The organism is Pseudomonas sp. GW821-FHT02A08 (genome assembly GCF_059422045.1).
The window spans coordinates 1-20,945 of record NZ_JBWKWD010000001.1; the positions used below are offsets into that span (position 1 = coordinate 1).

23 protein-coding genes are annotated in these 20,945 nt (G+C 58.8%); 5 read left to right on the top strand and 18 right to left on the bottom strand.

The window, feature by feature from the left end:
• Window positions 1-92 precede the first annotated feature (92 nt).
• Window positions 93-872: a ferredoxin-NADP reductase gene (gene fpr, locus AC07W4_RS00005; RefSeq protein ID WP_008054100.1), complete on the bottom strand. Its 780-nt coding sequence runs from the start codon at window positions 870-872 to the stop codon at window positions 93-95.
• 146 nt (window positions 873-1,018) lie between these two features.
• Between fpr and AC07W4_RS00010 the strand changes: the two genes are divergently transcribed.
• Complete coding sequence (locus AC07W4_RS00010) at window positions 1,019-1,945, top strand: LysR family transcriptional regulator (protein WP_008054099.1); 927 nt, start codon at window positions 1,019-1,021, stop codon at window positions 1,943-1,945.
• On the opposite strand, the gene AC07W4_RS00015 is transcribed toward AC07W4_RS00010, so the two are convergent.
• From AC07W4_RS00015 to AC07W4_RS00025, 3 genes are all read right to left on the bottom strand, one after another.
• Window positions 1,942-2,304, bottom strand: a complete 363-nt coding sequence (locus tag AC07W4_RS00015) for a diacylglycerol kinase (RefSeq protein ID WP_495031073.1) — start codon at window positions 2,302-2,304, stop codon at window positions 1,942-1,944. The genes AC07W4_RS00010 and AC07W4_RS00015 overlap by 4 nt on opposite strands.
• A 75-nt stretch (window positions 2,305-2,379) precedes the next feature.
• A complete protein-coding gene (gene erdR / locus AC07W4_RS00020) occupies window positions 2,380-3,030 on the bottom strand; it encodes a response regulator transcription factor ErdR (RefSeq protein ID WP_008054094.1) in 651 nt (216 codons plus the stop codon).
• A 218-nt stretch (window positions 3,031-3,248) separates the two neighbouring features.
• Complete coding sequence (locus tag AC07W4_RS00025) at window positions 3,249-4,007, bottom strand: tRNA-uridine aminocarboxypropyltransferase (protein ID WP_495031074.1); 759 nt, start codon at window positions 4,005-4,007, stop codon at window positions 3,249-3,251.
• Window positions 4,008-4,196: 189 nt separating this feature from the next.
• Here AC07W4_RS00025 and AC07W4_RS00030 point away from each other — a divergent pair, with 189 nt between their 5' ends.
• The gene (locus AC07W4_RS00030; protein ID WP_008054088.1) at window positions 4,197-4,619 is read left to right on the top strand and encodes a quorum-sensing-regulated virulence factor family protein; all 423 of its coding nucleotides are present in this window, start codon (window positions 4,197-4,199) and stop codon (window positions 4,617-4,619) included.
• On the opposite strand, the gene AC07W4_RS00035 is transcribed toward AC07W4_RS00030, so the two are convergent.
• Window positions 4,620-4,814, bottom strand: coding sequence for a hypothetical protein (locus tag AC07W4_RS00035; protein WP_057716151.1), 195 nt, complete (start codon window positions 4,812-4,814; stop codon window positions 4,620-4,622). It abuts the gene before it with no gap.
• Between the two features lie 479 nt (window positions 4,815-5,293).
• On the opposite strand from AC07W4_RS00035, the gene AC07W4_RS00040 reads away from it, so the two are divergent.
• On the top strand, window positions 5,294-6,412 hold the full coding sequence (locus AC07W4_RS00040; RefSeq protein WP_495031075.1) for an LOG family protein: 1,119 nt from the start codon (window positions 5,294-5,296) through the stop codon (window positions 6,410-6,412).
• Window positions 6,413-6,457: 45 nt separating this feature from the next.
• Here the strand turns inward: AC07W4_RS00040 and recX are convergent, their stop codons facing one another.
• The 5 genes from recX to AC07W4_RS00065 all read right to left on the bottom strand — a co-directional run bounded on the left by recX (window position 6,458) and on the right by AC07W4_RS00065 (window position 9,942).
• On the bottom strand, window positions 6,458-6,925 hold the full coding sequence (recX, locus tag AC07W4_RS00045) for a recombination regulator RecX (RefSeq protein ID WP_008054083.1): 468 nt from the start codon (window positions 6,923-6,925) through the stop codon (window positions 6,458-6,460).
• Between the two features lie 8 nt (window positions 6,926-6,933).
• Complete coding sequence (recA, locus tag AC07W4_RS00050) at window positions 6,934-7,992, bottom strand: recombinase RecA (protein WP_007996915.1); 1,059 nt, start codon at window positions 7,990-7,992, stop codon at window positions 6,934-6,936.
• Between the two features lie 83 nt (window positions 7,993-8,075).
• Window positions 8,076-8,576 (bottom strand): CinA family protein, encoded by a 501-nt coding sequence (locus tag AC07W4_RS00055; RefSeq protein WP_008054081.1) that lies wholly within the window; start codon window positions 8,574-8,576, stop codon window positions 8,076-8,078.
• A 118-nt stretch (window positions 8,577-8,694) separates the two neighbouring features.
• Window positions 8,695-9,036: a phage holin family protein gene (locus AC07W4_RS00060; protein ID WP_495031076.1), complete on the bottom strand. Its 342-nt coding sequence runs from the start codon at window positions 9,034-9,036 to the stop codon at window positions 8,695-8,697.
• Window positions 9,037-9,207: 171 nt separating this feature from the next.
• The gene (locus tag AC07W4_RS00065) at window positions 9,208-9,942 is read right to left on the bottom strand and encodes an XRE family transcriptional regulator (protein WP_495031292.1); all 735 of its coding nucleotides are present in this window, start codon (window positions 9,940-9,942) and stop codon (window positions 9,208-9,210) included.
• A gap of 209 nt (window positions 9,943-10,151) precedes the next feature.
• Here AC07W4_RS00065 and mutS point away from each other — a divergent pair, with 209 nt between their 5' ends.
• Both mutS and fdxA read left to right on the top strand, forming a co-directional pair.
• On the top strand, window positions 10,152-12,731 hold the full coding sequence (gene mutS, locus AC07W4_RS00070; RefSeq protein ID WP_495031077.1) for a DNA mismatch repair protein MutS: 2,580 nt from the start codon (window positions 10,152-10,154) through the stop codon (window positions 12,729-12,731).
• A gap of 142 nt (window positions 12,732-12,873) precedes the next feature.
• Window positions 12,874-13,197 carry a ferredoxin FdxA gene (fdxA, locus tag AC07W4_RS00075; protein WP_108227902.1) on the top strand — a complete coding sequence of 108 codons (324 nt, stop codon included), beginning with the start codon at window positions 12,874-12,876 and terminating at the stop codon, window positions 13,195-13,197.
• A gap of 599 nt (window positions 13,198-13,796) precedes the next feature.
• Here the strand turns inward: fdxA and rpoS are convergent.
• The 8 genes from rpoS to AC07W4_RS00115 form a co-directional block, all read right to left on the bottom strand.
• Window positions 13,797-14,804 carry an RNA polymerase sigma factor RpoS gene (rpoS, locus tag AC07W4_RS00080; RefSeq protein ID WP_007990225.1) on the bottom strand — a complete coding sequence of 336 codons (1,008 nt, stop codon included), beginning with the start codon at window positions 14,802-14,804 and terminating at the stop codon, window positions 13,797-13,799.
• Between the two features lie 105 nt (window positions 14,805-14,909).
• Window positions 14,910-15,767, bottom strand: a complete 858-nt coding sequence (locus AC07W4_RS00085) for a peptidoglycan DD-metalloendopeptidase family protein (protein ID WP_489318605.1) — start codon at window positions 15,765-15,767, stop codon at window positions 14,910-14,912.
• A 212-nt stretch (window positions 15,768-15,979) separates the two neighbouring features.
• Entirely contained in the window at window positions 15,980-16,615 is a 636-nt protein-coding gene (locus AC07W4_RS00090) for a protein-L-isoaspartate(D-aspartate) O-methyltransferase (protein ID WP_172435346.1), read from the bottom strand.
• A gap of 41 nt (window positions 16,616-16,656) precedes the next feature.
• Entirely contained in the window at window positions 16,657-17,406 is a 750-nt protein-coding gene (gene surE, locus AC07W4_RS00095) for a 5'/3'-nucleotidase SurE (RefSeq protein ID WP_495031078.1), read from the bottom strand.
• Entirely contained in the window at window positions 17,394-18,452 is a 1,059-nt protein-coding gene (truD, locus tag AC07W4_RS00100; RefSeq protein WP_495031079.1) for a tRNA pseudouridine(13) synthase TruD, read from the bottom strand. The genes surE and truD overlap by 13 nt, the downstream gene beginning before the upstream one ends.
• The gene (ispF, locus tag AC07W4_RS00105; protein ID WP_007970721.1) at window positions 18,449-18,922 is read right to left on the bottom strand and encodes a 2-C-methyl-D-erythritol 2,4-cyclodiphosphate synthase; all 474 of its coding nucleotides are present in this window, start codon (window positions 18,920-18,922) and stop codon (window positions 18,449-18,451) included. The genes truD and ispF overlap by 4 nt, the downstream gene beginning before the upstream one ends.
• A gap of 43 nt (window positions 18,923-18,965) precedes the next feature.
• Window positions 18,966-19,811 (bottom strand): S-formylglutathione hydrolase, encoded by an 846-nt coding sequence (gene fghA / locus AC07W4_RS00110; RefSeq protein WP_495031080.1) that lies wholly within the window; start codon window positions 19,809-19,811, stop codon window positions 18,966-18,968.
• An 8-nt stretch (window positions 19,812-19,819) separates the two neighbouring features.
• Complete coding sequence (locus AC07W4_RS00115; protein WP_495031081.1) at window positions 19,820-20,932, bottom strand: S-(hydroxymethyl)glutathione dehydrogenase/class III alcohol dehydrogenase; 1,113 nt, start codon at window positions 20,930-20,932, stop codon at window positions 19,820-19,822.
• Window positions 20,933-20,945: the final 13 nt, after the last annotated feature.

Genomic DNA, 20,945 nt, shown 5'->3' on the forward strand with positions numbered 1-20,945 from the left:
GCGGTGTGTCAGTCAACTTTAATGTCGACTGACACACCGCCTTCGCGAGCAAGCCCGCTCCCACAGGGAAAGCAGAGCCGTTGAGCGGCTGCTTACTTCTCGACGAACGCACGCTCGATCAGGTAATCACCCGGCTCGCGCATCCGCGGCGAAACCTTCAGGCCGAAGCTGTTCAGCACTTCGCTGGTCTCGTCGAGCATGCTCGGGCTGCCGCACAGCATGGCGCGGTCGTCCTGCGGGTTGATCGGTGGCAGACCGATGTCGCTGAACAGCTTGCCGCTGCGCATCAGGTCGGTCAGGCGACCTTCGTTCTCGAACGGCTCGCGGGTCACGGTCGGGTAGTAGATCAACTTGTCACGCAGCGCGTCGCCGAAGAATTCGTTCTGCGGCAGGTGCTCGGTGATGAACTCGCGGTAAGCGACTTCGTTGACGTAACGCACGCCGTGGCACAGGATCACTTTTTCGAAACGCTCGTAGGTTTCCGGGTCCTGGATGACGCTCATGAACGGCGCCAGGCCGGTACCGGTGCTGAGCAGGTACAAATGCTTGCCAGGCTTCAAGTCATCCAGTACCAGCGTGCCGGTAGGCTTCTTGCTGATGATGATCTCGTCGCCTTCCTTCAGATGCTGCAACTGCGAAGTCAGCGGGCCATCAGGCACCTTGATGCTGAAGAACTCGAGATGCTCTTCCCAGTTCGGGCTGGCAATCGAGTAAGCGCGCATAAGCGGGCGGCCGTTGGGCTGTTGCAGGCCGATCATCACGAACTGACCGTTCTCGAAGCGCAGGCCCGGATCACGGGTGCACTTGAAGCTGAACAGAGTGTCGTTCCAGTGGTGAACACTGAGGACACGCTCGTGGTTCATGTTGCTCATGTACGTGGGACTCCTGGAGATTGGTCTGCGCGTGTTCGGTGTGCTCTGCAAAGAAAGCCAGCTCTGCGCAATTGCATCGCATTCTAAAGGCAGAGACAATATCTGTTAAATGGATTATTAAGATAAGGGTTATCGGTTATATAGATATGCGATTTACTCTCCGTCAACTTCAAGTATTCGTCGCCGTCGCCCAGCAGGAAAGTGTGTCCCGTGCCGCGGGCCTGCTCAACCTCTCGCAATCGGCGGCGAGCACCTCGATCACCGAACTGGAGCGCCAGTGCAGCTGCCAGTTGTTCGACCGTGCCGGCAAACGGTTGAGCCTGAACGCCCTGGGCAAACAACTGTTGCCGCAAGCGGTGGCGCTGCTGGACCAGGCCAAGGAAATCGAAGACCTGCTCAATGGCAAGTCCGGTTTCGGCTCGCTGGCCGTGGGCGCGACCCTGACCATCGGCAATTACCTGGCCACATTGTTGATCGGCAGCTTCATGCAGCGCCACCCGGAAAGCCAGGTGAAACTGCATGTGCAGAACACTGCCAATATCGTGCAACAAGTGGCCCACTATGAAATTGATCTGGGTCTAATCGAAGGCGACTGCAGTCACCCTGACATCGAAGTGCAAAGCTGGGTCGAGGACGAACTGGTGGTGTTTTGCGCCCCTCAGCATCCGTTGGCCAAGCGCGGCACGGCCACCATGGACGAGTTGAGCCAAGAAGCCTGGATCTTGCGAGAACAGGGGTCAGGCACGCGATTGACCTTCGATCAAGCCATGCGCCATCACCGCACTTCGTTAAACATCCGGCTCGAACTTGAGCACACAGAAGCGATCAAGCGCGCGGTGGAATCAGGTTTGGGGATTGGCTGCATTTCCAGGCTGGCTCTGCGCGACGCATTCCGCCGCGGCAGCCTGGTGCCTGTCGAGACGCCGGATCTGGATCTGGCGCGACAGTTTTATTTCATCTGGCATAAACAGAAATATCAGACCTCGGCGATGCGCGAATTCCTCGATCTGTGCCGCGCCTTCACCGCCGGGGTTCAGCGCAGCGACGAGATCGTGCTGCCGACGATCGCTTAAAGCAGGATCACCGCCCACACCAGGGCAATCATGGTCAATGCCACAGCCTGGGCGGCACTGCCCATGTCCTTGGCATTCTTGGACAGCGGATGCCGCTCAAGGGAAATCCGGTCGATGGCCGCTTCCACCGCCGAGTTGAGCAACTCGACGATCAACGCCAGCAGGCATACCGCGATCAACAACGCCTGTTCGACCCGGCTGACATTCAGGAAGAACGACAAAGGGATCAGAATGACGTTGAGCAATACCAATTGCCGAAAGGCGGCTTCACCGGTGAAGGCTGCGCGCAGGCCGTCCAGCGAATAACCGGAGGCATTGAGAATACGTTTCAGACCGGTCTGGCCTTTGAAAGGTGACATAGAGTGGGCAACTGACAAAAAAGAAGTGGGAAAGCTAGTTCAACCAAAGTCAAAAAAGCGTGAATTTGCCAGCCTTTAATGGCTGGAAATTGACTCAAGTTGTTGCAGGAGTAGCGCGGCCTGGGTCCGGGTCCGCACATTCAGTTTACGGAAAATCGCGGTCACGTGCGCCTTGATAGTCGCCTCGGAAACACTCAGCTCGTAGGCGATCTGCTTGTTCAGCAAGCCTTCGCAGACCATGGTCAGCACCCGAAATTGTTGCGGAGTCAGGCTGGCAAGCCCTTCGCTGGCCGCCTTGGCCTCATCCGAGACGCTGACCGCTTCGAACGCCTGCGGCGGCCAGAACACATCGCCATCGAGGACCGCACGCACGGCTTTCTGGATCACACTCAAGTCACTGGATTTGGGAATGAAGCCACTGGCGCCGAATTCACGAGACTTGACCATGATGGTCGGCTCTTCCTGGGCCGAGACCATGACCACCGGAATCTGCGGGTACTGGCCGCGCAGCAGGACCAGCCCGGAAAAACCGTAGGCCCCTGGCATGTTCAGGTCCAGCAGCACCAGATCCCAGTCGGACTTTTCCGTCAGGCGCACTTCCAGTTCGGCGATGCTCGCCACTTCCACCAGACGGACGTCCGGGCCAAGGCCCAGGGTCAGCGCTTGATGCAAGGCACTACGAAAAAGCGGGTGGTCATCGGCAATCAGGATTTCGTATGTGGCCATTTTTCAAATGATCCTGTTTTTCATGGGACGCCCGATGCATTCGGACCTCGCCAAAGCACCTCAAGGCACAGCCACGGAGCTGCACCGACAAGGCACGTTCAACGCAAAAAACGACGTCGAAAATTCCGGCCGTACCCTGATCGGCGCCAAGCATGCCCAGCGAAGCCGGGGTGGTCAAGCCGCATGGCCGGTACACTTTATTGCAGTATGCGCGACAATCAGCTCATCAATGGAGTGGCCGGCTGAACATAGGGCATCAACTCGGCGTGCGCCGGGGTCGAAACGCTCATCTCCAACTGGTGTTTGGCATCGAGGTAATGCTGGCTGAACACATCGAAGTAGGCATCCAGCGCCGATGCCGCGGCGACATCGCCTGCAAGGTCAAGGCACAGCGCCGCCACTTCCGCCGTGCACAGATGCTCGCTGCGGGTCGAGCGGCGCAACCGGTAACGGGAGAGTTTCTCCGGCAGCAGGCTGAGGATCGGCAGTCGGTCGAAATAGGGGCTCTTGCGAAAGATCTTCCGCGCTTCGGTCCAGGTCGCATCCAACAGAATGAACAGCGGGCGCTTCATGCCATCGACGTCCACAGTGTTTGTCACACGCTCAGGTTCGACGTACTCACCCGGAAACACCAGGTAAGGCTGCCATTGCGGGTCGGACAACAGCGCCAGCAACTTCGGATCGATTTCGGTACGGGACCAGATGAAGGCATGGTTGTCAGGTACCACGTCGGCGATCAACCAACCGGTGTTGCTCGGCTTGAACACTTCCTTGTTGGTCATGATCAGGCACACGCCGGAGCGGGTAGCGACCTGCGGACGCCAAGCGCACAGGCAGTGACTCTCGATCACCCGGCAGTCACGGCAGCGCGGCGCGCGCCAGCCCCGGGCCTGAATCGGCTTGATGCCCTCCTCCTCACGCTGATCGCGCAAGCGGGCTACGGCATTCAAGGCAAAGCGCGCGGGGGTATGACTCATAGCGGGCAACGCCCACAGAGAAGGGAAATCGACACGAAAAACACTCGACAGGGTAAAAAGTGCCAGCAGTTTACCAGACCGCCCGGCGCAAGCCTGTACCGTCCAGCCCGCCTCCCCTATAATTCGCCGCCACTGAACGCACAGCCACGTGACGGGTCCAACCCCGCATCACTGAACCAGGAGAGTTTCATGCTGCGCCTTATCGTTCCTACCGCGGCCATTTTGCTGGCGTCGTCCTTCAACGCCCAGGCTGCGTCCTTGAAAGACACAGAACTGAACAAAATGCTGCAAAACGTCGCCAGCCAGAGCAGCGTCGGCACTCCTCGAGCGATCAACGAAGACATTCTCGATCAAGGCTACACCGTTGAAGGCAAACAGCTGATCAACCACCTGAGCGTGCAGAGCAGCCACGCCGACAAGATGCGTGCAGACCCGAAAGCCGTGTACTTCCAGTTGGGGGCCTCTGTCTGCCGAAACGAAGGGTTTCGCAAGCTGATGGCCAAGGGCGCGATCATGCGCTACGACTTCACCGAGGTGAAGACCAATCGCCCGGTCGGCTCCGCAAGCTTCCAGGAATCGGATTGCCTGCAACCGGCCAAGAAGAAAAAGTAATCACCTGGAATTGGCGCGCCGCTGTTCATCTTCGGCGCGCAGTTCTGCCAGTAGCGCCTGCAAGTAATGTGAACGACGCTCGCCACCGCGCAAACGTCGGCAGCACTCCTCTTCGAGACTCAAATGATGGGTCTCGGCTGATGACTTCAGCAATCGATACAGTTGCGTATCGATCTCCAGAACGACTCTGGCCATGGTTTCCCGCCTCCCTGCACTTCACTCATGTTTAAGTGATAAATCCTTGAATCGCTTGTGCCGTGCGCCTTGCCATTGACGCAAAGTTGTCGTGTGGCACCTGTAACTTAGTAAATCAGAGTGCAGCACATGCGACGCGCGTTCAGACGAGCGGTGAAAGCCCCTTGCAAATCGTCAATAAGCGGTTGCCAGGAAAGACTTTGTGGCGCAATGATCAAGGCAGCGCAACTCACTTTGAAGGTCTGGATTTCAGAGTATCCACCTATACTTCTTCAAGGCTGGAAAGGGGCTGGCCGTCGCTTGTCGTGTAGTGCGAACTTTTTTCATTCAAGGGAAAACAGAGCCTGTTTGGATGATCCGATGCCTTTCGGGTCAAGTAGGTCGCCCAGGCATGGGCCTGGGCAGACAGCGACACATGAAGTGTCGTGGCACCGGCTTACGTTGTCGGGCCGAGGGTTCTGTGCAGAAGGAGAAGTTGAATGCCTTACCAACCGAATGACCTCCTGAGCCGTCATTTTGAAGAAAGCGGCCACGACCTCATCAGCAAGGTCGAAGAACAACTCAAGCTGATTTCACCCAACAGTCCGAACATCCCGATCTACCGCGACATGATCCTGACCGTGCTGCGCATGGCCCAGGAAGACCACAACCGCTGGAATGCCAAAATCACCCTTCAAGCCCTGCGCGAACTGGAACAGGCTTTTCGCGTGCTCGAACAATTCAAGGGGCGGCGCAAGGTCACTGTTTTCGGCTCGGCCCGCACCCCCATGGAACATCCGCTCTACACCATGGCCCGGGAACTCGGCGCCGCTCTGGCGCGCTCGGACATGATGGTCATTACCGGCGCCGGTGGCGGCATCATGGCCGCCGCCCATGAGGGCGCCGGCCTGACACACAGCCTGGGCTTCAACATCACCCTGCCCTTCGAGCAGCATGCCAACCCCACTGTCGACGGCACGACCAACCTGCTGCCCTTCCACTTTTTCTTCACCCGCAAGCTGTTCTTCGTCAAGGAAGCCGACGCCCTGGTGCTGTGCCCGGGTGGCTTCGGTACGCTGGATGAGGCGCTGGAAGTGCTGACGTTGATCCAGACCGGCAAGAGTCCATTGGTGCCCGTGGTGCTGCTCGACGCGCCGGGCGGCAAATTCTGGCAAGGCGCACTGGACTTCATTCACCAGCAACTGGAGGAAAACCACTACATCCTGCCCACTGACATGAAGCTTATGAAACTGGTCTACAACGTCGAAGAAGCGGTAGAGCACATCAACCAGTTCTACAGCAACTTCCACTCCAGTCGCTGGCTCAAGCATCAGTTCCTGATTCGCATGAATCACACACTCAGCGATCACGCACTCGAACACATGCAGGAAGCTTTCGCCGACCTGTGCCTTAGCGATCATTTCCATCAGCACACCTACAGCGGCGAGGAACACGACGAAGCCGAATTCAGCCATCTGGCGCGGCTGGTCTTCAACTTCAACGCCCGCAATCATGGCCGTCTGCGTGAGCTTGTGGACTACATCAACCTGCCGGAAAACTGGGCACAATCAAAACCCCAGGTACAACAACGCACCCGGGAGCCGTCAAAGGTTTCGTGAGGCATAAAAAAACGGCCCGCTATCAAAATAGCGGGCCGTTTCAGTTCAATCGTCCATCCCTCGACCGCTGAACAGGCGATTGATCATTTCCATGGAGTATCCCCGATACGCCAGGAACCTGCCTTGTTTGGCTCGCTCCCGGGCGTCTGCCGGCAATTGCCCGGAGAACTTGCGGCGCCAGGTATCGGCCAGCTGTTCCTGCCAGTCGATACCGCTCTCACGCAGGGCGAGTTCAATATCGGTGCGCTGCAGGCCGCGTTGACTCAACTCTTCACGAATGCGTAAAGGGCCATAACCGGAACGGGCACGGTAGGAAACAAAACTTTCAAGGTAACGGGTTTCAGACAACAACCCCTCTTCCGTCAACCGGTCGAGTGCTGTTTCGATCATTTCAGGGAGAGCGCCGCGCTGACGCAGTTTACGCGTCAGCTCGACACGACCGTGCTCGCGTCGTGCGAGCAGGTCCATTGCGGTTCGCCGCACCGCGACGAGTGTATCGAGTACGGCGGTCATTGCTTCGATCAGATATCAGCGTCAGCCAGGTCGTCTTCGGTCTCTTTGACCGCAGAAGCTTTGGCGTCTGCAACCGATGCAGGCGACAGCAGCTTGTCACGCAGTTGCTTCTCCAGCTTTGCCGCGACTTCCGGGTTGTCTGCCAGGAACTTGGCCGAGTTGGCCTTGCCCTGACCGATCTTGGTGCCTTCATAGGCATACCAGGCACCGGATTTCTCGACGAAACCGTGCAGAACACCCAGGTCGATCATCTCACCGTTGAGGTAGATGCCCTTGCCGTAAAGAATCTGGAACTCGGCCTGACGGAACGGCGAAGCCACCTTGTTCTTCACAACCTTGACGCGGGTTTCGCTACCGACGACCTCATCACCTTCTTTCACCGCGCCCGTACGACGGATGTCCAGACGAACCGAGGCGTAGAACTTCAGAGCGTTACCACCGGTGGTGGTTTCCGGGCTACCGAACATCACGCCGATTTTCATACGGATCTGGTTGATGAAGATCACCAGGCAGTTGGCGTTCTTGATGTTACCGGTGATTTTACGCAGCGCCTGGGACATCAGACGGGCTTGCAGACCCACGTGCATGTCACCCATTTCGCCTTCGATTTCAGCCTTTGGCACCAGGGCGGCTACGGAGTCGACGATGATCACGTCAACCGCGTTGGAACGCACCAGCATGTCGGTGATTTCCAGGGCCTGTTCGCCGGTGTCCGGCTGGGAAACCAGCAGGTCGTCGACGTTGACGCCCAGCTTGCCGGCGTACTCAGGGTCGAGGGCGTGTTCGGCGTCGACGAATGCGCAGGTCGCGCCGGCTTTTTGAGCCTGGGCGATCACGGACAAGGTCAGCGTGGTTTTACCGGAGGATTCAGGACCGTAGATTTCAACAATACGGCCTTTTGGCAGACCGCCGATGCCGAGAGCGATGTCCAGCCCCAGAGAGCCAGTGGAGATGGCCGGGATCGCCTGACGGTCCTGATCGCCCATACGCATTACGGCACCCTTGCCGAATTGACGTTCGATCTGACCCAGGGCCGCAGCCAAGGCTTTCTTCTTGTTGTCGTCCATTAAAGTCCTCACGTAATCAATAAGGCCTGACGGCCAACACCTGTATAAGTAGCCAGTATTATTCCACAGCGTTTGCGGATCGCCTACCCCTGATTTGAGATTTCTGCCGCGGCATACCGCAACAGCCCCTCTAGCGCGGCCTTCACCGTTTGTCGGCGGACGTCGTCGCGATTACCCGGGAAGTGCTGCCGCTCACAGAACACCTGGTCTCCAATGCCCCAGGCCAGCCAAACCGTGCCAACAGGCTTGTTCGCCGTTCCACCATCCGGTCCGGCGATGCCACTGACCGCCACGGAGAAATACGCGCTATTTTTTTTCTGCGCCCCCCGGACCATGGCCTCGACCACCTCGCGGCTGACCGCGCCCACGGTGGTGAACAACTCCACCGGGACATCCAGTTGCAAGGTTTTCTGCCGGTTGGAGTAGGTGACATAACCGGCCTCGAACCAGGCCGAACTCCCGGGGATACGGGTGATTGCCTCGGCGATGCCTCCGCCGGTGCAGGACTCCGCCGTAGTGACGTGGGCATTGAGAACCTGCAGGCGTCTGCCGAGTTCGGCGGCAAGCTGGGTGATTTCGTTCACGGTCATCTCCTGATCGGGCGGGATGAGGTTAAACGTACACGAGCAGACCGCACTTGCAAGCGACAGGAGCGATCAATATGTAAGGAATCAAAGGCTCTGGAAAGGGACTGTCGGAGAATCAATCGTCAACGTCACCAGACGGAACATGACCGCCCCCCATACGCTTGGCCACCCAACGCTCATACAACCCTAAAACAACGTCTGTCCCGGCCATCGCCGCCAGGCAACCACCCGCACAAGCAGCCCAGATTGAAACATTGGCGGCGTGCAGCAGCATGATGACCGAAGCACCGCAGATCATGCTGGATCCAGACCGCAGGCCCAGGCGCCGGACAAGGGGCCAGCCACTAACGCCCTCTTTGTCGGCACGCCACATTTCACCGGTAACGCCACCGAGTATTGGCAGGCTGATGACCAGCCACAAAGGCATGTCCAGCAACGCATATTGCTCAGCGGTCATTTCATGCCTCCTTGAGTGAACGATCACACCGTGTTCTTGAATGGACAGGCACAAGATTATGCACTAATGCATATTCAGTCAATGCACAGGCGCATACAAAAGAACCCCCAAAGCTTTCGGCACACAAAAAAAACCCGCTCGGGAAGCGGGTTTTATCTGAGCGGATGAGGGTTAGCGGGCGTACATCCCCCACCAGAAAACATGTCCGAGGATAACAATTGGCTCCTCCTGGATTTCCTGAAAGCTGTAATCTTCATCCGGATGTTCGTCACGGTTGAAGCTGCGCAAGCGAATCCCGGTCGGCAGGCGATACAACTGCTTCACCCGCAATTGGCCGTTGTGATTGATTGCATAAAGGTCGCCGTCAACGATATCGCCAATGCCGCACTTGCCGGCATTGACCCCGACCGTGGCTCCGTCGCGCAGCACCGGCAACATGCTGTTGCCCCGCACTGTCACGCACTTTGCCTGGTCGAACTGCACACCGTTATGGCGCAGGCTTCGCTTGCCAAAGCGCAGGCTGGAGCGCTCGCTTTCTTCGATGACGAATCTTCCTGATCCCGCGGCCAATTCAACCTCGCGAAGAAAGGGGACCGACACCTCGTCGTCATCGACAGGGGTATCGTCATCCCACAGACTTATATCCTTGAGTTCCGAATGCACGGGAGCCCGCCCGGCTTTAGCGGCAGACGAGACGTCCGCGCGGCCACGCAATTGGTCGGTGCTCAAGGAGAAATACTCGGCGATCTTCGAAATATGTTTATCCGAAGGATCGACGATCTTCCCGCTGAGGATGCGCGAGAGCGTGGATTGAGGCACACCGGTTCGACGGTGAAGCTCCGTGGGGGAGATCCCGTGCTGATCGAGCAATGCTCTTAATACGGTAGATACGTTGCGTTTTTGCATAACCTGCATAGTGCGTGCTCTTCCTGAAGAAGACAATGCCGATTTGCATGATCGATGCATAACATGATTTTCGCATCGTAAAAGATGTCACCCGGCCGTGGTGCCTGCGTCGGGTAGACCGCCCATGGTAACCTTGCGCCCATCGCGGAAAAGCCCGGCCATTGCCCCGCTTTTGCCCCACCTCTTTCAACGAGCTTCCTGACAATCCGATGAATAAAGCCGTCTCCGACCTGTCCTCCCACACCCCGATGATGCAGCAATACTGGCGCCTGAAAAACCAGCACCCGGACCAGCTGATGTTCTACCGCATGGGCGACTTCTACGAGATCTTCTATGAAGACGCGAAGAAGGCCGCCAAGTTGCTGGACATCACCCTGACGGCCCGCGGGCAGTCGGCTGGCCAGGCGATTCCGATGTGCGGGATTCCTTACCACGCCGCCGAGGGTTACCTGGCAAAGCTGGTGAAGCTTGGCGAGTCGGTGGTGATCTGCGAGCAGGTCGGCGACCCGGCCACCAGCAAAGGGCCGGTGGAGCGTCAGGTCGTGCGTATCATCACGCCGGGGACGGTGAGTGACGAGGCGCTGCTGGACGAGCGTCGGGACAACCTGATCGCCGCCGTGCTGGGCGATGAGCGCCTGTTCGGCCTGGCGGTGCTGGACATCACCAGTGGCAACTTCAGCGTGCTGGAAATCAAGGGTTGGGAAAATCTGCTGGCGGAACTGGAGCGGGTCAACCCGGTGGAGCTGCTGATCCCGGATGACTGGCCCAAGGACTTGCCGGCGGAAAAACGCCGTGGTGTGCGTCGCCGCGCGCCCTGGGATTTCGAGCGCGATTCGGCGCTCAAAAGCCTGTGTCAGCAATTCTCGACCCAGGACCTCAAGGGCTTTGGCTGCGAAAACCTGACCCTGGCCATCGGCGCCGCCGGCTGCCTGTTGGCCTACGCCAAGGAAACCCAGCGCACCGCCCTGCCCCATTTGCGCAGCCTGCGCCATGAACGCCTGGACGACACCGTGGTGCTCGATGGCGCCAGCCGTCGCAACCTGGAGCTCGACACCAACCTGGCCGGGGGCCGCGACAACACCCTGCAATCGGTGGTGGACCGATGCCAGACCGCCATGGGCAGCCGCCTGCTGACCCGCTGGCTGAATCGCCCGTTGCGCGATTTGACGGTGCTGTTGGCGCGTCAGACTTCGATTACTTGCCTGCTCGACGGCTATCGCTTTGAAAGGCTGCAACCGCAACTCAAGGAAATCGGCGACATCGAGCGGATTCTTGCGCGGATCGGCCTGCGCAATGCCCGTCCCCGCGACCTCGCCCGCTTGCGTGACGCCCTCGGCGCCCTGCCCGAACTGCAAGTGGCAATGACGGAGCTCGAAGCCCCCCACCTCCAGCAACTCGCCACCATTACCAGCACCTACCCGGAACTGGCGGCGCTCCTGGAAACAGCCATCATCGACAACCCGCCCGCGGTCATTCGTGACGGCGGCGTGCTGAAAACCGGCTACGACAGCGAACTCGACGAACTGCAGTCGCTGAGCGAAAACGCCGGGCAATTCCTGATCGACCTCGAAGCACGGGAAAAGGCCCGCACCGGCCTGTCGCACCTGAAGGTTGGTTACAACCGCATCCACGGTTATTTCATCGAGCTGCCAAGCAAGCAGGCGGAATCGGCACCGGCCGACTACATTCGCCGACAGACGCTCAAAGGCGCCGAGCGTTTCATTACGCCGGAACTCAAGGCGTTCGAAGACAAGGCGCTGTCAGCCAAGAGCCGCGCCCTGGCCCGCGAAAAGATGCTGTACGAAGCGCTGCTGGAAGATCTGATCAGCCAGCTGCCACCGTTGCAGGACACAGCCGGCGCCCTGGCTGAACTGGACGTCTTGAGTAACCTGGCCGAACGTGCGCTGAACCTCGACCTGAACTGCCCGCGCTTCGTCAGTGAACCGTGCATGCGCATCAGCCAGGGTCGTCACCCGGTGGTAGAACAAGTGTTGACCACGCCGTTCGTGGCCAACGACCTGAGCCTGGACGACAATACCCGCATGCTGGTGATCACAGGTCCCAACATGGGTGGTAAATCCACCTACATGCGTCAGACCGCCTTGATCGTGCTCCTGGCGCACATCGGCAGCTTCGTGCCGGCAGCCAGTTGTGAATTGTCGCTGGTCGACCGCATCTTCACCCGGATCGGCTCCAGCGATGACCTGGCCGGCGGGCGTTCGACCTTCATGGTGGAAATGAGCGAAACCGCGAACATCCTGCACAACGCCACCGAACGCAGCCTGGTACTGATGGACGAAGTCGGGCGCGGTACCAGCACCTTCGACGGCCTGTCCCTGGCATGGGCGGCGGCCGAACGCCTGGCGCATCTGCGAGCCTACACGTTGTTCGCCACCCACTACTTTGAACTGACCGTCCTGCCGGAAGCCCAGCCGCTGGTGGCCAACGTGCACCTCAATGCTACCGAGCACAATGAACGCATCGTGTTCCTGCACCACGTGCTGCCCGGGCCGGCCAGCCAGAGTTACGGCCTGGCCGTTGCGCAGCTGGCAGGCGTACCGAATGAGGTGATCACCCGTGCCCGCGAGCATTTGAGCCGCCTGGAAGACACCGCCCTGCCCCATGAAACCCCGGCACCAGCCAAAGGCAAATCGGCCGCGCCGCAGCAAAGCGACCTGTTTGCCAGCCTGCCGCATCCGGTGCTGGATGACCTGGCCAAGCTCGACCTGGACGACATGACGCCGCGTCGTGCTCTCGAAATGCTCTATACACTAAAGACACGGATCTAACGCAGCGGCTTGCAAGCTGTTAGAATCTCGCGCGGTTTGGGATGCTGCTGGCTAATAGCCTGGCCAGCAGACTATCGCTCCCGAACCTGGCGACCCCTACGAGAAGGGGCGCAGCAAGCCGCGCCTGAGGAGAAAATTAGAAATGACCTTCGTCGTCACCGACAACTGCATCAAGTGCAAGTACACCGACTGCGTAGAAGTCTGTCCGGTGGACTGCTTTTACGAAGGCCCGAATTTCCTGGTGATTCACCCGGATGAGTGCATCGATTGCGCGCTGTGCGAACCTGAATGCCCTGCTGTGGCTATCTTCTCTGAAGATGAGGTTCCGGCCGGCATGGAAAACTTCATCGAGCTGAACGCAGAGCTGGCCGATATCTGGCCAAACATCACCGAACGTAAAGACCCTTTGCCCGATTCCGCAGAATGGGACGGCAAGACAGGCAAGATCGAACACCTCGAACGCTGATTACCCCCGCGTTCGCGAAAAAGGCCCCACAAGGGCCTTTTTGCTTTTCTGCAGGCAAAAAAAGGGGCGGTTTGACCCGCCCACATTTTTTCCCTATTCCCTGTGTTCCTTTTCATCGTCCTGATGAATCGCGTCCTGCGATATCCCTATCCCTCATCCTTGAAGGACGTGTCTGTCCGTCGACACAACCTCAATACTAGAGTGTTCCCCTGCGGGATCAATCGCCCCTTGGCGCGAAACCCAGCTGTCACACGTCATTAATAATAAAAAATAGCTATATAAATCAAAAAGATAAAAACAAAAAACGTTCAACATGGACGATTGCCAGGGTGTAAAAATAACGAACACTTACGCAAGTGTAAGCCTGGGCTTACAGCACGAAACCAAAATCCCGAGCTAACGCGAAATGGACCTGCCAGCCCCCCTTGTGGGAGCGGGCTTGCTCGCGAAGAGGCCATCACATTCAGCATCAATGTTGCCGGTTAGACCGCCTTCGCGAGCAAGCCCGCTCCCACACTGGATCAGAGTACATCCTTTGAATCGCAACAAAAAAAAACCCCGAGCAGGTCGGGGTTTTTCATGCCATCGCAGTGAGTGCCTTATTGGAACAGCGACTCGCTCGACAGACCATTTTTTTCCAGTATCTCGCGCAGCCGCTTCAAGCCTTCCACCTGAATCTGTCTGACCCGCTCCCGGGTCAGGCCGATTTCCAGGCCTACGTCTTCAAGGGTGCTGCTTTCATGGCCGCGCAGGCCGAAGCGGCGTACAACCACTTCGCGTTGCTTGTCGGTAAGTTCCGAGAGCCATTGATCGATGCTCTGGGACAGGTCGTCGTCCTGCAACAGTTCGCATGGATCGGTAGGACGGTCGTCAGTCAGGGTATCGAGCAGGGTTTTATCCGAATCCGGACCCAGCGAGACGTCGACCGAAGAAACCCGCTCGTTAAGGCCGAGCATGCGCTTGACCTCTCCCACCGGTTTTTCCAGAAGGTTGGCGATTTCTTCGGGTGAGGGTTCATGGTCGAGTTTTTGCGTCAGCTCCCGCGCAGCCCGCAGGTACACATTCAGCTCCTTGACCACATGGATCGGCAGCCGGATGGTTCGGGTCTGATTCATGATTGCGCGTTCGATGGTCTGGCGAATCCACCAGGTCGCGTAGGTCGAGAAGCGGAAACCGCGTTCCGGATCGAACTTCTCCACCGCCCGGATCAAGCCGAGGTTACCCTCTTCGATCAGGTCCAGCAGCGACAGCCCACGATTGACGTAACGACGAGCGATTTTCACCACCAGCCGCAGGTTACTTTCAATCATGCGTTTGCGCCCGGCCGGATCGCCACTTTGCGACAGGCGCGCAAAATGAACTTCTTCTTCGGGTGAAAGCAGGGGAGAGAAACCAATTTCATTGAGATACAGCTGCGTGGCATCAAGTGCCCGCGTGTAGTCAATGTACTTGTGCTGTTTCAAGGATGCGGAGTGTTTGGATTTGGCACGAACGGAAGGTGGAGCCGCCCCTTCATCATTCGACATCGAATCCGTATCGATGCTGCTCTCCATCAGGAGAACCTCATCGTCGATGTCAAACTCCGGCACTTCTTTACTGAGAGCCATTGTTATAGTCCTTTGGTGAGTTCGACCTCAAGCTCAAGCGGCGCCTTTCTCCCTGGCAACGCTGGAGCCTGTCCCCTCTACGCGACGGAACAGGCTGGTAAGCGATCAACGACGTGGCAGGAATTGCAGCGGATCTACAGGTTTACCCTGGCGGCGAATCTCAAAATGCAGTTTCACCCGGTCTGTACCCGTTGACCCCATTTCGGCAATTGTCTGTCCGACCTTGACCTGCTGCCCCTCCCGAACCAACAGCCTGCGGTTATGTCCGTAGGCGCTTACGTAGGTTTCACTGTGTTTGATGATCACTAATTCGCCGTAGCCCCTTAAGCCACTCCCGGCGTATACCACCGTCCCATCAGACGCAGCTAAAACAGGCTGTCCCAAATCTCCGGCGATATCAATTCCTTTATTCAAACTACCGTTTGAAGAGAATTTTCCAATCAGAATGCCATTAGATGGCCATCCCCAGCCGGTCGGGGCCGGTCCGGGAGGGGGCAATGGCGCGGGTGCAGGCTTGCTCGCGACGGACGGTACAACCGTCGTTGTGCTCGTGGTCGTACCGTTTGCCGAACGACGGATGACCGTGGTTTTACTCGACGACGAAGGTGTTGAACTGGACGAACTGACCACCGCCGTCGACGTTGAATCGGTACGACCATCAAAGCGAATCGTCTGACCCGGGCGGATGGTGTAAGGCGCAGGAATGTTGTTGCGCGCCGCCAGGGCCTTGTAGTCCCAGCCGTAACGGAAGGCAATGGAAAACAGGGTGTCCTTGGGCCGAACGACGTATTGCCCGGTGGTCACGGCTGGACGCTGAGCCGCGGCATTGTTGCGGTCCACGACACGAACATCGCTGGACTTGTTGCTGGAACAACCGACCAGCAAGGTGCTCAAGACAAGGCCAGTCACCAGGCGCTGAAAGCTCGTTTTACTCATACGCTGCGCAATGACTGTGAGACTCACCCGCCGCTCCCTCTGTGGTGGCTGAAAATGTGAAATACCGGAGTCCGGTAATGAACTGTCGCAAGTATAACGGGCCGTGCACGCTTTACCTTTAATGTAGCGAATCGGTGTCGCGCACACGTTTGCTGCCTGAAGATCAATCCCGTTCAACCGAACGATGCCGCTGTAAGACACAGGCAATCGAAGAGAATTCAGCGTGCCGAAACAAATGCTCAGGCCAGTGGCCCATTGAGCAATGGCACGAAGCGCACAGCCCCCAGGACATGCCTGGAAAAACCCTGTTCCTCGCGGATGATCAACATCAATTGCTGGACTTCGCCGGCCCCGACCGGGATCACCATTCGGCCTCCCGGCGCCAACTGGTCAAGCAGTGCCTGGGGCACATCGGTCGCTACCGCGGTGACGATAATCCCGTTGTACGGCGCCAGTGCCGGCCAGCCTTCCCAGCCATCGCCCCAGCGGAACACCACGTTGCGCAGGTTCAGTTCGACCAGACGTTCCTTTGCCCGATCCTGCAGAACCTTGATGCGTTCGACCGAGAATACACGCTCGACCAGTTGCGACAGCACCGCCGTCTGATAGCCCGACCCGGTGCCGATTTCCAGCACCTTGTCGAGGGGACCGGCCTCCAGCAGCAGCTCGCTCATGCGCGCCACCATATAAGGCTGGGAGATGGTCTGGTTGTTGCCAATCGGCAGCGCGGTGTCTTCATAGGCACGATGTGCCAGCGCTTCGTCGACAAACAGGTGACGAGGGGTCCGGCGAATGACCTCCAGCACCCTGGCGTTGGAGATGCCCTCTTCGTACAGGCGCTGGATCAGCCGCTCCCGGGTTCGCTGAGAGGTCATGCCAATACCGCGACGCAGCATATCGTCTTGTTCGCGACCCATCAGCGCAGCCCCTCCAGCCAGCCGTCCAGACTTCTGAAGGCATCATTGAAGGTGCGATCCAGTTGCAGCGGCGTGATCGAAACATAACCCTGCATCACTGCATGGAAATCGGTCCCCGGGCCACCATCTTCGGCATCCCCGGCCGCTGCGATCCAGTAACCGGACTTGCCCCGCGGATCCACCACTTTCATCGGTGCCGCGGCTCGGGCGCGATGGCCCAGGCGAGTCAACTGGATACCGCGGATACGGTCCAGCGGCAGATTGGGAATGTTCACGTTCAGTACCGTACGCGGTGGCAGATCCAGCTCAGCATGGGCTTCAACCAGTTTGCGCGCGAAATGGGCAGCTGTGGGAAGGTTATCTACCTGGCGTGAGACCAGCGAAAAGGCAAACGAAGGGTGTTTCAGGAAACGCCCCTCGAGGGCCGCCGCCACCGTGCCGGAATACAGGACATCGTCCCCCAGGTTCGCGCCCAGGTTGATACCGGAAACCACCATGTCCGCTTCGCGCTCCAGCAGGCCGTTGAGGCCCAAGTGCACACAATCGGTTGGCGTGCCGTTGAGGCTGATAAAGCCGTTGGCCAGGGTTTGCGGGTGCAATGGACGGTCGAGCGTCAGCGAACTGCTGGCGCCGCTCTTGTCCTGGTCCGGGGCGATAACCACGCACTCGGTGTAATCCGCCAGCGCAGCATAAAGCGCGGCGAGACCGGGTGCTGTTACCCCATCGTCGTTAGAAATCAGAATACGCATGGGCTGTCCGTCTGCCCCACCGGCACCAGATCAACAAGCTCGCGCACCAATACGGTGGCGAAGCATCCGGCCGGCAGGACGAATTCCAGTTGCAGAATGTCAGGTTCGGGATAATGCCACGTCAACCCGCCAATGGGCAGCCGCAGGATGCGACGTTCGTGGCTCATTCCGGCATTGATCAACCAGTCACGCAAATCCGCTTCGCGTGCGACGATGGCCTGCTCCAGTTCATGGACAACGCCCGTGGCCGGCGAGTCACCTTCGCCCCACTGCGGACCGGTCGGGTGCAGATCGAGAATCGCCAGGCGCGGGTCGCTGCACTCGGCTTCGCCTGCCGGGAAAAAACTGCGGCTGTCGGTGAACGCCAGCAGATCGCCCACCTGGGCACGCTGCCAGGTGCCGTCGGCGACACGCGCGGCCAATACCTGGTTGAACAGAAAACTGCGCGCCGTGGAAAGCAGGCGCGAGCGCACGTTGCGCTGCTCCGGCAGTGCCTTGCGCGCGGCCCAGGCACGAGCATCGACGACGTTGCCGCCGTCATGGCCGAAACGCTGGGCGCCGAAATAATTGGGGATGCCTTGTTTGGCGATCAGTTGCAGACGCTCTTCAAGCGCAGCCTTGTCGCCGGCGAATTGCGTCAGGCGCAATGTAAAACCGTTGGCCGAGTGAGCACCGCGCTGCAGTTTGCGCTTGTGGCGGGCGGTCTTGAGGATCTTCAGCGTATCGTTTTCCGCGGCCGACAGATCCGGGTCGGCCTTGCCCGGCAATTGCACGCTGAACCACTGGCGAGTCAACGCCTGACGGTCCTTGAGCCCGGCATAGCTGACGGTGCGCAATGGCACGCCGGCCGCCTTGGCAATCCGTCGCGCTGCTTCTTCAGTATTCAGGCCACGCTTTTCCACCCAGATCCACAGGTGTTCGCCTTCGCCGCTGAGGGGAATGTCGAGGACTTCGTCGACCTGGAAATCTTCCGCGATCGCTTTCAGGACCGCCGTGCCGAGGGCCTCACCGTAAGCCCGCGGGCCGAGCAATTGCAGTTCGTTCATGCGCGCAGCAACAAGGCAACGGAGTGCACGGCAATGCCTTCTTCGCGACCGACAAAGCCGAGCTTTTCGGTGGTGGTAGCTTTCACGTTCACTTGATCCAACTCTACTTGAAGATCCGCGGCAATCAGCGCGCGCATCGATTCGATATGCGGGGCCATTTTCGGCGCCTGGGCGACGATGGTGTTGTCGACGTTGCCGACTTTCCAGCCCTTGGCATGGACTAGCGCGACGACGTGACGCAACAGTGCACGGCTGTCGGCGCCCTTGAATTGTGGGTCGGTATCCGGGAAATGCTTGCCGATGTCGCCCAGCGCCGCGGCACCGAGCAAGGCATCGCTCAAGGCGTGCAAGAGGACGTCACCGTCAGAGTGAGCGAGCAGCCCGAAGCTGTGCGCAATGCGCACGCCGCCCAGAGTGATGAAATCGCCTTCAGCGAAACGGTGCACATCATAGCCGTGGCCAATACGCATAAAAAAACGCCCCGATTTTTGTCAGGGCGTGATTCTACCTGCATTAGCCAACCAGAGCATGCGCGTGATGCCGCAAGTGCTCATCGATGAAACTGGCAATGAAGAAATAGCTGTGGTCGTAGCCCGGTTGCAGGCGCAACGTCAGTGGGTGACCGGCCAGTTTGGCCGCCTGCTGCAAGGCTTCGGGCTTGAGCTGGTTGGCGAGGAAATCGTCGCGATCACCCTGGTCGACCAGCAGCGGCAGCTTTTCATCGGCCTCGGCAATCAACGCACAGGCATCCCATTCGCGCCATTTCGAACGGTCCTCTCCCAGATAGCGGGAGAAGGCTTTCTGCCCCCACGGACAATCCATCGGATTGTTGATTGGCGAGAACGCCGACACCGACAGATAGCACCCCGGATTGCGCAATGCGCAGACCAGCGCACCGTGGCCACCCATGGAATGGCCACTGATGCCGCGCTTGTCCGACGCAGGGAAATGGGCTTCAACCAAAGTCGGCAATTCCTGCACGACATAGTCATGCATCCGATAGTGGCGCGACCAAGGCTCCTGGGTGGCATTCAGGTAAAACCCGGCGCCGAGGCCGAAGTCCCAGGCGCCATCCGGATCACCCGGCACATCAGGACCGCGAGGGCTGGTGTCCGGTGCGACGATGATCAGCCCCAACTCGGCGGCCATGCGCATGGCGCCAGCCTTTTGCATGAAGTTCTCGTCGGTGCAGGTCAGGCCGGACAACCAGTACAACACCGGCAGCTTGCCGCCCTGCTCCGCCTGCGGCGGCAGGTACACGGCGAACACCATGTCGCAACCGAGCACTTGCGAGCGATGGCGATAGCGTTTGTGCCAGCCGCCGAAGCTTTTCTGGCAGGAGATGTTTTCCAGGCTCATGGCGGACCTCAGAAATGGATGACGGAGCGGATGCTTTTTCCTTCATGCATCAGGTCAAACGCCTTGTTGATATCTTCCAGGCCCATGGTGTGGGTGATGAAGGTATCCAGCGGAATCTCACCGGTCTCGGCCATTTCCACATAGCTTGGCAACTCGGTACGGCCGCGCACGCCGCCGAACGCCGATCCCCGCCAGACGCGGCCGGTGACCAACTGGAACGGACGGGTCGAGATTTCCTGACCGGCACCGGCAACGCCGATGATGACCGACTCGCCCCAGCCCTTGTGGCAGCACTCAAGCGCGGCACGCATCAACTGGACGTTGCCGATGCATTCGAAGGAAAAGTCGACGCCGCCATCAGTCATGTCGACGATCACTTCCTGAATCGGGCGATCGAAGTCTTTCGGGTTTACGCAATCAGTGGCGCCCAATTGCCTGGCGATTTCGAACTTGGCCGGGTTGATGTCGATGGCGATGATCCGGCCAGCCTTGGCCTTGACCGCGCCTATCACGGCAGACAGTCCGATGCCGCCCAAGCCGAAGATGGCAACGGTATCCCCCGGTTTGACCTTGGCAGTGTTGATCACCGCACCGATGCCGGTGGTGACGCCACAGCCCAGCAGGCAGACTTTTTCCAGCGGTGCTTCTTTAGGAATTTTGGCGACGGAGATTTCCGGCAGCACGGTGTACTCGGAAAACGTCGAGGTGCCCATGTAGTGGAAAATCGTTTCGCCCTTGTAGGAAAAACGCGAAGTGCCATCCGGCATCAGGCCTTTACCCTGTGTCGCACGAATTGCCTGACAGAGGTTGGTTTTACCCGACAGACAGAATTTGCACTTGCCACATTCCGGGGTGTACAGCGGGATCACATGATCGCCGACGGCAACCGAGGTTACACCCTCGCCGATCGCTTCGACCACCGCGCCACCTTCGTGACCCAGGATCGACGGAAAAATACCTTCCGGGTCCGCGCCAGACAGGGTGTAGGCATCGGTATGGCAGACACCGGAGGCGACGACGCGCAGCAAGACTTCACCAGCCTTGGGCATGGCGACATCGACTTCAACGATTTCGAGGGGCTTCTTGGCCTCGAAGGCAACGGCGGCGCGCGACTTGATCATGATGACTCTCCAG